This window comes from Corynebacterium sp. LK2537, assembly GCF_040946485.1.
Lineage (GTDB): Bacteria > Actinomycetota > Actinomycetes > Mycobacteriales > Mycobacteriaceae > Corynebacterium.
Window position 1 is genome coordinate 20,240 of record NZ_JAYWLQ010000010.1, and the last position, 14,947, is coordinate 35,186.

6 protein-coding genes and 1 pseudogene are annotated in these 14,947 nt (G+C 63.5%); 1 reads left to right on the forward strand and 6 read right to left on the reverse strand.

The window, feature by feature from the left end; all coding sequences use genetic code 11:
• Positions 1 to 61 precede the first annotated feature (61 nt).
• The 3 genes and pseudogenes from VVS03_RS10730 to VVS03_RS10740 all read right to left on the reverse strand — a co-directional run bounded on the left by VVS03_RS10730 (position 62) and on the right by VVS03_RS10740 (position 8,237).
• Positions 62 to 1,624, reverse strand: a complete 1,563-nt coding sequence (locus VVS03_RS10730; protein WP_368521654.1) for an alkaline phosphatase — start codon at positions 1,622 to 1,624, stop codon at positions 62 to 64.
• 212 nt (positions 1,625 to 1,836) lie between these two features.
• The gene (locus tag VVS03_RS10735) at positions 1,837 to 2,973 is read right to left on the reverse strand and encodes a class II histone deacetylase (protein ID WP_368520156.1); all 1,137 of its coding nucleotides are present in this window, start codon (positions 2,971 to 2,973) and stop codon (positions 1,837 to 1,839) included.
• 232 nt (positions 2,974 to 3,205) lie between these two features.
• Positions 3,206 to 8,237 (reverse strand): annotated as a pseudogene (locus VVS03_RS10740) (DEAD/DEAH box helicase).
• A 100-nt stretch (positions 8,238 to 8,337) separates the two neighbouring features.
• Between VVS03_RS10740 and VVS03_RS10745 the strand changes: the two are divergent.
• Positions 8,338 to 8,643 carry a DUF2316 family protein gene (locus VVS03_RS10745; RefSeq protein ID WP_368520157.1) on the forward strand — a complete coding sequence of 102 codons (306 nt, stop codon included), beginning with the start codon at positions 8,338 to 8,340 and terminating at the stop codon, positions 8,641 to 8,643.
• A gap of 108 nt (positions 8,644 to 8,751) precedes the next feature.
• On the opposite strand, the gene VVS03_RS10750 is transcribed toward VVS03_RS10745, so the two are convergent.
• The 3 genes from VVS03_RS10750 to VVS03_RS10760 all read right to left on the reverse strand — a co-directional run bounded on the left by VVS03_RS10750 (position 8,752) and on the right by VVS03_RS10760 (position 14,882).
• The gene (locus VVS03_RS10750) at positions 8,752 to 10,833 is read right to left on the reverse strand and encodes a fructose-specific PTS transporter subunit EIIC (RefSeq protein WP_368521655.1); all 2,082 of its coding nucleotides are present in this window, start codon (positions 10,831 to 10,833) and stop codon (positions 8,752 to 8,754) included.
• Between the two features lie 193 nt (positions 10,834 to 11,026).
• A complete protein-coding gene (locus VVS03_RS10755; RefSeq protein WP_368521656.1) occupies positions 11,027 to 12,409 on the reverse strand; it encodes a hypothetical protein in 1,383 nt (460 codons plus the stop codon).
• Between the two features lie 649 nt (positions 12,410 to 13,058).
• The gene (locus VVS03_RS10760; RefSeq protein WP_368534520.1) at positions 13,059 to 14,882 is read right to left on the reverse strand and encodes an amino acid transporter; all 1,824 of its coding nucleotides are present in this window, start codon (positions 14,880 to 14,882) and stop codon (positions 13,059 to 13,061) included.
• Between the last annotated feature and the right edge of the window lie 65 nt (positions 14,883 to 14,947).

A 14,947-nucleotide genomic window follows, 5' to 3' on the forward strand; every position in this document is an offset into this window, starting at 1 on the left:
AGCAAGAGCGCATAAAAAATTCCCATCACCTCCAGCGAGGCGATGGGAATTTTTTTAAAGCTTAAGCCAGGCCGATCTGGCGCAGCAGCTTCTGGATGGGGGAGAAGTCAATCTTCAGGATGCCGGCTGCCTGCGCGGCGGCGAAGATGGCGCCGAAGATAGCGGCCACGATGCCCGCGCCCGCCAGGCCGGAGGCGGCGTTGGAGCTGCCCTGGGAGGCACCAGCGTTGTCGTCCTGGTTGCCATCACCCGGCTGCCCGGAACCATCCGACCACCAGTTCTTCATGGCCAGCTGGGCGACGTCGGTGTTGTCGATGTAGTCGCCGCGGACCGGGTCGGTGCCCTTGACGCGGGAGATGATGTCCTCGGAGCCGGCGCCCTTGAAGAAGAACGGAACCAGCTGGTTGGTGTGCTCGTCGGAGTACCACTGGTGGCTCGGCAGGGACTCGGCGTCGCCGGACATCTGGTTGAAGCGGCCCTCGTCCGGCTCGTTCTCACCGGACAGGTAGCCGGTCTCGTGGTCAGCGGTGACGATGAGCAGGGTCTCGTCCCAGTTGGAGTTCTCCTCGACCCACTGGATGGCGGCGTCGACGGAGGCGTTGAAGTCCTGCATCTCCTCGATCTCGCGGGCGGACTGGTTGGCGTGGCCGGTCCAGTCGATGGCGCCGCCCTCAATCATCACGGAGAAGCCGTCCTCGTCCTGGCCCAGGGCGTTCAGGGCGCCGGTGGTCATGGTCGGCAGGTCAACGACGTCGTTCTGCGGATCGGAGTACGGGGTGGTGCCCTCGCCGGAGCGCTCCTGCTGCAGGGTGGAGTGGACCGGAGCCAGGCCCCAGTACTTCTTGCCCTCTTCCACGTTGCCCTCGGCCAGGCTGGCGAAGCCGTCGTTGGAGTCGAAGTACTCCCAGTCGGTCTCGCCCTCGGCCAGGCGGTTGTAGTCGGCTTCGTTGATGTAGCCGAAGGAACCGGTCTCCGTCGGCTGGGCGTCCTTGTCGAAGAACGGGTGGCCCGCGCCCATGACGACGGAGAGATCCGAGTCGATCATTTCCTTGGCGATCTCGCCGTAGGCGTTGCGGTCCTGGTTGTGGGCGGCGAAGGCGGCCGGGGTGGCGTGGGAGAACGGTACGGAGGAAACCACGCCGGCGGACTTGCCCTGCTCCATGGCGGTCTCCTGGAAGTTCTTCTGGGCCATGCCGTAGTTGGACATACCCAGGACGCCGTTTTCGACCTTCACGCCGGTGGCCATGGCGGTACCTGCCGCAGCCGAGTCGGTGATGATGCCCTTCTGCACGTAATCGTGGGTGGCCCAGGCCTTAGACGGGTCGTAGGAACCGCCCTGGGAGTAGGTGGACATGGACAGGCGGTTGAAGTCCTCGTAGGCCTGGACGGACTCGCCGTCCAGCTCCTGCGGGCCGGCTTCGCTGAATTCGCCGTCGACCAGGTACTTGGACTGGCCGGTTTCATACAGGTTGTTGTAGGCGACGTGGCCGTAGCCCATGCCGTCACCGATCATGTAGATGATGTTCTTCGGGCCGTTGGATTCCTGGGCGGTGGCCGGGGCAACGCCCGCGGCAATCAGGGAAGCAGCAACGGCCACGGAGCCGGCGCGCAGAGAAAAACGCATAAGAAGAGTCCTTCACAAAGACGGAATAGAGACAAAAGAGACAGTGCGCGGGCGGTGGCTCGCCCGCGTCCCCACGCCGCGCAAAGGACGACGTTATGGTTCTGACAGGGCAATCACAGCCGCACGTGAAGAAACACTAATTTCCGAACATCTCGGGACGATGACAGAAAAGAAAACTTCGCGTTAACTCTCCCGGGAACACGCCCCGGGCACTAGCCGGCCGGCACCTGCTCGACGAGCGCTGCGGCGCGGGCGACCTCGGCGCGCTGGTGATCGTAGAGATCGTCCACGCCCTTGGTGTCCAGGTTCGCCGCGTGCGGGTCCCCGAAGCCGGACTCGCGGCCGGTCAGCTCCTCGATGACCCCCAGCCCGCAGACGGGCAGGTAGTACGGGCTGTAGCCGCCCTCCTGGAGGAAGGCGATCCGGCCGCCGCAGAGGGCATCGGCAGCCGCTAAAAGCCGGCGGGTAAGCGCCTTGAAGCCGCGCTGGGTGACCATCATCTGCGCCAACGGATCCATGACGGCGGCGTCGAAGCCGCTGGCCACCACGATGAGCTCGGGGTTAAAGCGCTCGAGCGCAGGCACCACGACGTCCGCAAAAGCCAGGTCGTAGACCGCGTTGCCGCTGCCCGGCGGCAAGGGAATATTCAGCGCCGCGCCCTTACCTGCGCCGGTGCCGTTGTGCTCCCGGTGCCCGGAGCGCGGCGGGAAGCTGTTGTGCTGGTGGATGGAGATGGTCAGCACCTCCGGGTTGTCCCACCAGATATCCTGGGTGCCGTTGCCGTGGTGGACGTCCCAGTCCACCACCGCCACGCGCTGAACCCCGTGCACTTCACGCGCGTGCGCAATCGCCACGGAGGCGTTGCCGAACAGGCAAAAGCCCATGCCGCGGGCGCGCTCGGCGTGATGGCCCGGCGGGTTGACCAGCCCGTAGGCCGTATCCACCTCGCCGGTGACCACGGCCTCCACCGTGCGGATCGCCCCGCCGGCGGCCAGGCGCGCGATGTCGAACCCGCCCCGGCCGAACGGGCTGGCGTCGTCGCCGGCATCGCCCCCGCGCAGCAGCTGCGACTGCCGCTTCATCTCCGCGATGTGCTCGCGGGTGTGTACCCGCGCAAGCTCGTCCTCGCTCGCGTACCGCGCCTGCAGCGGCGTCAAGTGCTCGCGCAAGGCGCTGACCTGCACCAGCTCGTGGAAGCGGCGCTTAGTATCCGCGTGCGCGACGTGGTGGGAAATAGGCTGCAGGCCCCGCGCCGGGTCCGCGGCCTCCATCCCGCCGGTGCCGGTATCCACCCAGCCATAAAGCGTGTCCCACACGTACCCAACCCGGCGCTTTGCCGCCTCCACCATCACAGCGTCCTTTCCTCGCGTCCACGAAACCACAATGTGATGTGGAGCCTACCGAAGGGAGACTGTGGTGTAAACGATAATGTGCGCGGCGGGGTTAACCGGCTAGGCCTCAGTTACACCCGCAACTTCTTACCGCGGTGTACGCGGTGTGCCAGAACCACACCCGTAAGTCCCCAGTCAGTCACGACCACTGAGGAGTGCTCTTTAGGGAGCGTGCCTGCGCTGCGTTGTTTTACGGCTGAGGCAGATTGTCGACAATACGGTTCGTCTCCATAGCGACACGAGTGACCTTGGCAACCAGATCCACGATGTAGCGCGGGTTCCCGGCTTCAGCAGCGAGGTCGTTCGGGTCATTGACGATGCCGGAGGCCTTGTCCTTCTTAATCTGGTAGCGGTCGATGATCCACGCTAGCGCCGAGCGGGAGCCGAGCTGGTAGCGCTCGGCCTCGGCGGGGATATCGGCGATGGTGATCTTGGGGTTGTAGATCATCCGGGTGGTGTCGTTGACCTTCTTGCCGGTCTCCGGGTCGGTGGTCTTAGCCCACTTCGGCTTGGTGACCTTCCAGGTATCTGGGTCGTCGGGGTCGGCGTTCTTCTTGAGTTGCACGTCGACGGGCCAGGGCTCGACGTCCTCGTAGTTGACGTGGAGGTCGAGAAGTTCCTTGCCGGCGGAGACGTAGGCGTCGAAGAAGTCCCGGTCGGCGGGGGTCTCGATGTGAGGCAGCATCTTCTTCAGGTCTGTCTTGTACGTCTCCCGGTAGTCGGGGGAGTGCAGCACGGCGTAGACAAAGTGGAAGATGTCGTCGCCGGTGACGTCAGATCCGAGACTGTCCCGGTAGATCGTCTTGATCTCGTCGGTGATGTTGTCAACGCGTCGGTAGCCGTCGACGACCTCGCCGATCTGTCCGTAGACGCTCGCCTCGGCTTCGGTGGTGGTATTCATGTCGAGGTTGAGTTCGCCTTCGGGCGCGTCGACGGGTTGCCAGGTGAAGCGCGAGAAGAACTGGCCAGCATTCGACCCCCACATCGCGAGATCCGGAAGGAGATTGGTGGCGATGGTGCTGAACGGCTTGGCCGAACCAGGGTTGACTACGTAGTAGCCGATGTTCTTGTGGTACGGGGTGGGGAACAACCGTGGGAGTTGGTAAATGCGTTGGTTCAGATGGGTGTCGTAGTAGACGTTCTGCTTAGTGAACGGGCGGTACAAACTCTTTTGGATGGATGGAGCAGATACTGAAATGCTCTTGTTACGCGCGCAGTTAGACTTCAGGTTGCTGTCCCAGGAGATCTTCGATCGATCTGTGTACTGAGGATTTTCATTGAGGAACTCGTCAACGACTCGCTCCGTAAGCTTCTGAAGCCCCGCAGACGCCGCCCAGTCGTGGAAGTCATTTCGGGCTTGGTTGTAAGCGGTAGCTAAAAGATCGATATTGTTTAACAATTTCGATCTATTAGGCCCGTAGCACCACGCGTCTCGTGCAGTCGCAAGGCCTAGGGAGTGTCTACCGAAAATCGGCGTGCCTTCCGCGGGCTTCTTGGATCCGAGGACTGGCCACGTCTCGAACTCTTCGTGGCGCTGAGACACCCAGTCTCCGTATTTGTTCGGGGTGATGGCCCACCATCCGTGGGATTCGGCATCGTCGGCCAGTGCGGTGGCGGCATGGTCGACGATGTCGAGCTTCTCCTCGGTGCTCAGGTAGTCACCGATGTCCCGGTAGAAGATCCTGCAGCCGGTCGCCTGCGGGTCCTTGACCCCGATGGTGATCGCGACCGTGGTCTGGGAGCCGCCTTTGAAGATTTGGCCGCCTTCCTCGCGCCAGTTCGCATTCCTCATGTTTCCGCGCAGGTTGAATACGTGGACCTCGTTGAAGTCCTCAGTGAAGGACAGCCGTACCCCGTCTGCGGTGTTGCCGTCGATCCATCCGCCGTTGGACACGAAGGCGACCACACCCTTGTCCCCGATACGGTCGGTCGCCCACCGGAATGCTCGCATATAGGAGTCGTAGAGCTGCGCTTTGCGGCCTCCGGTGGAAAGCTTGGCATAGGTTTCGCGGATTCGACTGTCGAGTGTCGGGTACTTCAGATTCGCGTTGAGGTCGTTCGCGTTACTCTGCCCGACCGAGTACGGCGGGTTACCGACCACCACGTGGATCGGGGCGTCCTGCTGACGTTGGATACGCTCGTTGTTGTCCTTGAAGACCTCAAGATCCAGCGTGTCATCCTCCTCGCTGATCTGGAACGTGTCCGCCAGAGCGATCCCCGCGAACGGCACATAGGCGGGAGCCTCACGATTCTCGCGTTGTGCGGCTTCGGTCGCTAGGGCGTTGTAGGTTGTCTCGATGTTGACCGCAGCGACGTAGTAGGCCAGCAGCATGATTTCCGTGGCGTGCAACTCGGTCGCGTACTTGCGCGCGAGATCCTCCGGTTTGATTAACCCGGACTGGATTAGCCGCACGATGAACGTGCCGGTACCGGTAAACGGGTCGAGGATGTGCACGCCTTTGTCGGTCAGGCCCTTGCCGAAGTGGGCTTTGAGGATCTCGTCGGCGGCACGAAGTATGTAGTCGACGATTTCGACCGGGGTGTAGACGATGCCGAGTGATTCGGACTGCTTCTTGAACGCCTTCTGGAAGAAGCGCTGGTAGAGGTCCTTGACGACCTGCTGCTTGCCGGAGGCCGAAGTCACCTCGCCGGCGCGTTTGCGCACCGACTCGTAGAAACCTTCGAGTTTCTCGGTCTCGCTGTCCAGCTGCTTGTCGTTAAGCGCGTCGACCATAGTCTGCATGACCTTGGAAACCGGGTTCTGATCGGCGAACTCGACCTCGGTGAACAGCGCGTTGAACACTGGGGCGGTGATCAGGTGCTGAGAGAGCATGTTGACCGCTTCTTCCGCGGTGATCGACTCGTTGAGGTTGCCGCGCAGCCCCTCGACGAAGCGATCGAATTCCTTTTTCAGCTTCGGGTTGGCGTCGGCGAGAAGCGCGTTGATGCGTGCGGTTTGAGCGTGGGCGATGTCGGCGACGTCGTCGGCCCAGTCCGCCCAGTAGGTGCGGTCGCCGACCTTGTCGACGAGCTTGGTGTACATCGCCTCCTGCCACTCCTCCAAGGAGAACAGCACCTGCTGAGCCAGGTCCGACTCGTCCGCGGGCGACTTGTCGTCGGTGTGGTCGCCTTCCGCGGCAAGCCGGGCTTTCTCCTCGGCCTTACGCTTTTTCTCCTCGAGGGCCCTGTCAGGGTCGACGACTGGATCGACAACGATGGGAAGCTCCGGGTCGCCCTCGTTGAGTTTGATGGAGTTGACCTTTGCATTGAACCGGTCGTCGTGGGCACGAAGGGCGTTGAGGATCTGCCAGACAACTTTGAAGCGCTGGTTGTGGTCGAGTACCTGCGACGGGGAAGCGCCCGCCGGCACGGCGACAGGCAGGATGATGTAGCCGTAGTCCTTGCCCTCGGACTTACGCATGACACGGCCGACGGACTGAACGACATCGACCATGGAGTTGCGCGGGTTGAAGAATACGATCGCATCCAGCGCCGGCACGTCGACGCCTTCGGCCAAGCAGCGTGCATTGGACAGAAGCTTCGATTCTTCTTCGCCGGTAGGTGCTTTCAGCCAGGTCAGAAGGTTGTTACGCTTCAGCGCGTTCATCGATCCGTCGACATGGCGCGACGAGACAGTCAGGTCAATGTTGTGCAGGCTGACATGCGGATTGGCGACTGCCTTCGAGCGCATCGTCTCGGTGTAGGCGCCGACAATCCGGGGAAAGATTTCGGCGATGCGAGTGGAGGTCTTGATGTCCTTGGCGAAGGCGACCGTGCGCCGCATAGGGGTCTCGTTCGAGGAGAATCCGGAGCGGGTGTCCTGCTCGTCACCGGAGCGCTTGGCTAGCGCGTTCCACGTGCCGATCATGGCGCTTGCCAGGTTGAGAGTGATCTCGGATCCCTCAGCCATGGTTACCTTGGCCATCGCGTCGGCGGCGAGTTTCTCGTCGACGGTCATGACCACGACCTTGTAGTCGGTTAGAAGCCCGCGCTCGACTGCTTCACCGAAGCCGAGGCGGTGGAATTCGGGGCCGAAGACGGCCTCGTCGTCCATCGAGGCAATTTCGGCGGAGTATTCTTCGGCCTTGCCCTTGACCGTATCGTCGAAGAGCTTCGGGGTGGCGGTCATGTACAGCCGCTTCTGGGCTTTGATGTAATCGGCGTCGTGGATTCGAACGAAGTTCGACGCGTCCACACCGTCCAAGGTCACCCCGGTGGTGCGGTGGGCCTCATCGCAGATGACCAGGTCGAAGTCATCGGCACCGGCAGCTTGAGCGTCGTGGACGGAGGGAAGGGACTGGTAGGTGGAGAAGACTACCGTCAGACCTGCCGCGCGCTTTCGGTGGGAGAGTTCCTCGGCGAGTACTTTGCCGTCGGTGGTCACGGGGACTTCGAGGTCATAGGTGGCGATGTCTTCGGCGTCGCGGGAGACCTTCTTATCGGAACAGACCGCGAAAGTGCGAAGGTCTAACTCTGCCTGGGAGTGCCAGCCGCGCAGGGACTGGGACAAAAGACTGATCGAGGGAACCAAGAAGAGCACGCGTGCGCGTCCGCCGTTTTCGCGCGCGAATTTCTCGGCTAGGCGCAGAGAGGTGAACGTCTTTCCGGTGCCGCAGGCCATGATCAGCTGGCCGCGGTCGCGGGTGGCAAAGCCGGCCATGCATTCATCGATGGCTTCGATCTGGTGAGGTCGGGGCTCAAAGGTCTGTCGGCGGGTGAGGTTGATGGTGACCTCGGAGCCGGGGAAAGCGATGTCCCAGTTGATCTCGGATTCGGCGATGTCTGACAAACCGATACGCGAGACAGGAATGGACTGGTCGTTGAGCATCTCCTCGGCGTTCTTACTCCACTTGTCGGTGGTAGCGATGATGATGCGCTGCTTGAATTCGACCGTCTCCCCGTCGATGTCGAAGGTATGCCCCGAGGCCTCGAAGAACGAGTCGAGGTTGCCTTTGGCCAGGGTGGTGGTTGGTCTGTAGAACTTGCACTGGATCGCGGCCCAGGAGTCGTCATCGACGCGTTGGGCTACCAGGTCGATGCCTGTTTCGGGTTTGCCGTTAAAGAAGGGGGGAGTCGTTGAAGCGGGCGACGTTTTTGTAGGTCTTCGATAGAACGGGGTCGACGGTGAAGTAGTTGACCATGAGCTTTTCGAAGGCGAGGCCCGCTTTGGCGTCCGAGGGGAGATCACGCAGGGCTTTGACGGAATCAGCAAACGACGACATATCTAACAGTATGCCGAAGTATGCCGACCATGTCGGGCAAACACTCGAGACTCGGCTCGATAGGGAATGGAGTCCTCTAAACCGGAGTACTCTTTCTCCCATGAGTCTGAATAACAAAGAACGCCAGGCCGCTGCGGCGGAGATTGCGGAGAACCTGCGGCGGGCGGGCATCGATGAGCCGGCGCTGCAGGCCCTGACCGGTTTGCCGGATGGGCGCTTTGCGGCGGCGTTGAACGTGACTGCGGCCTGCGACCCGGCGGATGTCTGGCTGGTGCGCGACGCGGTGGTCAAGGCCGTCGTGGACGCGGGCGCGGAGCCCTATCCGTTCTCGAAGATGGCGGATTCCATGCGGGACGCCGCCGGCAAGTGGTTCGGCTACCAGCGCCCGGAGCACCTGCGCTACTAGGCGGGCGCGCGCTGGTGGTAGCGCAGGAATGACAAAAGCGGCCGAGGGTCGGATTCTGGATCCGGTCCTCGGCCGCTGTTTTCTGTACCCGGCAGGGTAGTGCGGGTTTTAGGCCACGGCCTCTTCGACGAGGGCGACGACGGCGCGGCGGTCGGCGGCGGCGTAGAGCTTGTCGCGGAAGTCCTGCTTCATCAGGCTGCGGGCCAGCTTGGAGAGCAGCTTGAGGTGCTGCTTGCCGGCATCGTCGGGCACGGCGATGAGGAAGACCAGGCGGGAGGGGCCCTCGTCCGCGGCCCAGGGGATGCCGGGCTCGTTCAGGCGGGCAAAGGCCAGCGTCGGGGCGGCCACGCCGGCCACGCGGGCGTGCGGGATGGCCACGGCGTTGCCCACGGAGGTCGAGTGCTTGGCCTCCCGGGCGAGGGCAGCGTCGATGACGGCCTCGGCGTCGGTGATGCGCCCGCTTGCGGCCGCGGCGGCGACGAGCTCACGGATGACGTCGTCGCGGCTGGAGACGGCCTCCGGTTCCAGCAGCACGACCGAGGGGTCGATGAGCGTGCTGGGGGTGGTGGCAGTCGCCGTAGCGCTCGTGGCGGCCGTGGTGGCACCCGCGGCGCCGGCCGGGACCGCGGCACCGGTGGTGTCGGTCCCGGTGGTCTCGGTGCCGGTGGTCTCAGTGCCGGGCTGGGCGCTGGTGGCGTCGGTGGCGGCGTCGGCGTCGGTGTTCTGTTCTTCAGTGGTGGCGGGGTTCTTCTTCTGCGTCAGCCCCACCAGGACCAGGATGAGGATGGTCGTGGCGGCCACGCCGGCAGCCATGGCGATGAAGAAGCCGACGACGTTGTCCACGGCGCCCAGCAGGGCGACGATGGGGCCGCCGTGCATGACGTGGTCGGCCGCGCCGAAGGCACCGGCCAGGGCGCCGGCGATGGCGCCGCCGACGACGTTGGCCGGGATGACCTGCAGCGGGCGGGCCGCGGCCAGCGGGATGGCGCCCTCAGTGATGCCGAAGAAGCCCATAAAGAGGGCGGCGATGCCGGAGTCGCGCTCGGCCTTGGTGAACCAGGCGCGGCGGATGAGCGTGGACAGGCCCACGGCCAGCGGAGGGACGGCGATGGCGGCCGCGGCCATGCCCATGGGCAGCGCGTTGCCGGAGGCAATCATGCCGCCGCCGAAGAGGAAGGCGGTCTTGTTGAAGGGCCCGCCCATATCGAAGGCCATCATGGCGCCGATGATGGCGCCCAGCACCAGCACCGAGGCGCCCTGCATGCCGGCGAGGTATTCGGTCAGCGCGGCGAAGACGCTGGCAATCGGGGCGCCGATGAGCCAGATGAAGGCCAGGCCCACGATGAGGGTGGTCAGGATCGGGATGACGATGATGGGCCAGATGGGCGCGATGAACTTGTGGACCGGGATCTTCCTAATCCCCAGGGCCACGTAGCCGGACAAGATACCGGTGACAATGCCGCCCAGGAAGCCGGCGCCGGCCTCCGAGCCGTAGAGGGAGCCGGTGGTGGCGATAAAGCCCGTAATCAGGCCGGGCGCCAGCCCGGGCCGGTCCGCGATGCCGACGGCGATATAGCCGGACAGCACCGGCACCATCAGCGAAAACGCCAGGGTACCCAGCTCAGAGATGGTGAACCAGAAGGAGTCCTCCGGGATGGCCAGGCCCTCCGGGGTGGGTGTGCCGCCGATGGACAGGGCCACGGCCAGCAGCAGACCGCCCGTGACCACGAACGGGATCATGTGGCTGACACCGTTCATCAGGGCCTTGTACATCGTCTGGCCCACGCCCGCGATGCCGGAGGATGAGGACTCGGCGCCTGCGTCCTGGTCGGCCTGCTGCTTCTGCAGCTGGCGGTCGGTGAAGGTGTTGGCCTCCAGGGACTGGCGCAGCAGCTCCTTCGGGCGCTTGATCGCGTCGTCGACGCCGGTGGCCAGTAGGCGCTTGCCCACGAAGCGCTCCTTGTTGATGACGGTATCGGCGCCGATGAGGATGGCATCGGCAGCCTCAATATCAGCGGGGGTGAACGTACCCTCGACGCCGATGGAACCGTGCGTTTCGACCTGAAGATCGAAACCCAATTCTTGCGCGGCCGCGGTGAGGTTTTCGGCCGCCATATACGTGTGCGCAATGCCCGTGGGGCAGGCGGTGATCGCCAGGATGCGCGGCGGGTTCTTAGTGTTATCGGACATGGAACCAATTTTATGGCCCCAGCCGGGCCGGGCCAAGACAATTGGGAAGAAAAACAAAAAGAAAACTCCCTTGGTTGCGCGAGAAGGAATCACTTTCTCAGTGCGCAACCAAGGGAGTTTAGTGCATCATCGCCGCGGGCGATGAGCAGTTAGTCCCATGTAGTTCCTCTGTCCCTAAGGAACTTAGTGGTCTTTAGTACAGACCGCTGTGCTTCTTGTCGAAGTCGTTGGTGCCAACCTTGCGGGAGTCAACGTTCTGGTCGTTGCCCTTGGAGTTGTCACCGTCCAGGCGGGAGGTCTGGGTAACGGTGATGTAGTTCTTCAGGCGGCCTTCCTTGGTGTTGCCGTCGCCGAAGTCCAGGAACGCCAGCTCCTGCTTGTCACCCTTGTTGATCGGGTTGGACAGGTTGACCTCGAAGGAGCGGGTGGAGGTCTTCTCGTTGAAGCCCAGGTCGCGGATGTGAGCACCGTTGGTGGAGCGCGGGGTGATCAGGCGGTCAACGCCCTCCGGGCCCTTGTCGGTCTTGACATCGACGCGGAACTGAACGGCCGGGAACTCGCCGTAGTAGCGCTTGGAACCAACGTTCTCAGCGCCGATGGCGACGGTGCCGGCGAAGCCAGCGTGCTTAGCGCCGGAGGTCTTGATGAACGGCTTCAGGTCCAGCTCGGAGTCTTCCTCGGTGGCCTCGCCCTTGTCGACCTCTTCCTGCTTCTTCTTGTCAGCAGCCTCTTCCTTCTCGCCCTCAGCCTCGGAAGCAACCTCTTCCTTAACCGGCTTCTCGTTCTCGGCGATGACCTCGGCGTCAGCCTTCGGGTCCTTGTCTTCCTCGACAACCTTCGGGTCGTTGACGTCGGTGGTGTTCTGAGCGTCCTTGTTCGGAGCGAAGGAGTCAGCCAGGTCGTCGTACAGCTTGACGCGGACCTCGTTCTTAACCGGCTGCAGAGCGGACCAGAAGGTCGGGGTGGACCAGGTGCCGTTCGGCTTGCAGTACTGCTGGGTGCCGGTCATGTTCAGGACGCGGAAGCCGTAGGTGGCCTCACCGGTGTGGTTCGGCGGAACGTCGTACGGGCCAATGGTCTGGCCAGCGTCCCAGGACAGGGAGTAGGAAGCGGAAGCGCCAATCTTGGTGGCGATGGAGTGGGAGATGCCGACGGAGGACTCGCCGCCGTCCTTGGAGTAGCCGCCACCCAGGTTCATGGAGGTGGTGGAGGTGCGGTCACCGTTGATCTCCACGTTGATGGACTGGGACTTGGACAGGTCCTGGCTGAGCGGGATGTCCTTCTTGGTCTGGTTGGTGGTGGAGATGGTGCCGGCCGGCATGAAGGTGTCGGTGGCCTTGTAGACCACGGTGCGGTGGTCTTCCCACGGGTTGCAGACCGGACGCGGGTTCAGCACGTTGGCCTTCATGTGGTCGGAGCCGTGGGTGGTGTGGATGATCGGCAGCTTCGGGTTCAGCGCCGGGGTCTCCGGGTAGGACTCGGTCTGGGTAGCGGCACCGGCGACCGGGGCGGTCAGGGCGGTACCCGCAACGATGATGCCAGCGGTCAGGCCGGCAAAACGACGACGGATATTCATAAAGAAAGTCTCCTGAAGTAGGGGATGGTTTTTGACAGTACGACACGCATTCCTCAAGGCGTGATGGAATCCAACGTAAAGGCCGCTGGAAAGAACCGCAATAGCCAAGATGTCTAGACAAATGATCGTTTTTCAGGGTCGGACATCTGGTTCACCCTTTATTGAGCTTTTTCTGGACTTTCGCTGGCTACGGCGGGATAAATCATTATCTACTGGACCTTTAAAGGTATATACAATTGGAATTTCCAGAAATAGCCGGCACACCGATATGGGGGTGAAATTAAGCTTGCTGATCAGGAAACTCTCAGACGTTACTAACGGGTAAACAGTGATAAAAAGCGTTATTGAGCTGGAGCTTGCGAGATCGTCGAGGGTTGTGGATCATTTTGGTTAATGCGTCAAGTTAACGGAAGGTTAACTATGTCACGCTGGTTAGGCTGACCTCTGTAGATGGGTGGCGAGTGATGAAAGTTTTGCAATCTTGGGTCTAGCTGGGCACTGGGACAGCTGTTTCGGGGTGTTTCGCCCGTCGCAGGTGGCAGGCTGCCGCGAGTTTTGGGGCTTTGCTGCGGCTTTGCTGCCCTGTGCGGCTCGGTGCAGGTGGGCGCGGCGGGGCGGGGGAGTTTGACGCAGCCTGTGTGGCGCCTGCTTAAGCCACGTGCACGCTGGGGCTGGGCTGGCCGGTGTCCAGACTTGTCCGACGCAGGATCTCCCGGGTGACGGTGGCGACCTGGCCGCGGCCCAGGAAGACGGTGCGCAGGGCGGCCTTGAGCGGGCCGTCGTCGGCCCACTCGAAGTAGACCTCCACCGGCTTGCCGGTGAGGCGTTGGATGTCCAGGGCGATAACGGCCACCGCGTTGGAGACCGAGGCTGCCTCGACCACCAGGGCGCCGTCCACGCCGCGCACGGTGTAGGGTTCGGTGAAGGCGCTGGGATCGCGAACGGAAATCTCCAGCGCCACCAGCTCCGCAGTGCCGGCCAGGTGGTGGGCGCGGCAGACGCGCCGCTTCTTAGTGCTCAGGTCGGGGCAGGGGGCCGCCGGCATCAGCTGGACGCTAGGTCCGGGGACCTCGAGCAACGCCCGGGCGGCTGCGTCCCAACAGATGCCGTTGTCGCGCAGCTCGTAGGAGCGCGCGGCGCGGGAGGCCAGCGAGCTCAAGACAATGGCCACGATGAAAAAGCCGGCCACGCGCAGGCCGTCGGGGCGCTCCACGAGGTTGGCGGCAAGGGTCAGCCCCAGAACCACCGCGATGGCGGCGAACCAGGCCTTGGCGCGCGCAGTGCAGGTAACCGCCACGGCCCCGGAGAAAATCACCACCAGCACGCCGGTGGCATAGGCCCCGGACTGCTTGTCCACGTCCGCGTCGAAGAGGCAGGTAATGCCGACGGCGATAACGCTGAGCAGCAGCACCATCGGCCGAGAGCGCTTGGCCCACTCCGGGGCCATGCCGAACCGCGGCAGGTACTTCGGGATCAAAGCGAGCATGCCCGACATCGCCGACGCACCGGCGAACCACAGAATGGCCGTGGTGACGTAGCCATAGAACTGCCCGAAGGAAGCCCCGAGGTAGTGCTCGGCCAGCCAGGCCAGCGCCCGCCCGTCGGCGCTGCCGCCCGCGCCGAACTGGTCGGTGGGGATAAGCGTGGTCACCAGCAGGGAGGTCGCCAGCAGGTACAGGCTCATAATCACCGCGCTGGTGGTCACTAGCCGGCGGGCGCGCTTGATGCGCTGCGGCAGGGACTGCGAGCGGATAAGTGGCATGACGGACACGCCGGTCTCAAAGCCGGACAGTCCCAAGGCGAGCTTCGGGAAGACAATCAGGCTAAGCACGGCCATGCCCACCGGGTGCGGGTGCTGGGCGTTAAGGGTAGTGGCCCATTCGCCCAGGAGGACCGGGTGGGTGGCTAGCTGCCAGAAGCCGGCGCCAATGACCACCAGGGTCAGCGCGAGGTAGGTGACGACCAGGGCCACGGCCACGCCGACGGCCTCGCGGAAGCCGACCAGGAAGACCACGGCCAGGGCGCACACCAGGGCGATGGTCACGGCCAGCTGGTGCGGGCCGTCGGTGGCGCCGAGGAGGTGCGCGGAGGCATCGGAGGCCGACAGCGTGATGGTGACCATGAAATCCGTGGCGGCAAAGCCCAGCAGCACCAGCACGAGCAACTTGCCCCACCAGCCGTGGGTGAGGGCCTCCATCATCGCGATGGAGCCCAGGCCGTGCGGCGAGCGCGCCGCCACGCGCCGGTAGACCGGCACTGCCCCGGCCAGGGTGACGGCAACGAGGATGAGGGTCGCGGCCGAGGCCAGTGCGCCGGCGGCCAGCACCGCGATGCCGGGCTGGTATCCCAGTGTGGAGAAATAGTCCACCCCGGACAGGCACATCACCTGCCACCACGGGTAGGTGCGTTCAAGAATGGGGTCCGAGGAAAAATTGTCCCTCCGCACTGGCTTGTGCGGGCGGGGAAGATGCATTGCCACGACAAAGGAATATACGCCGCGCGCCGGAGAATAAAAGTCCCGCGACGGTGACATATATC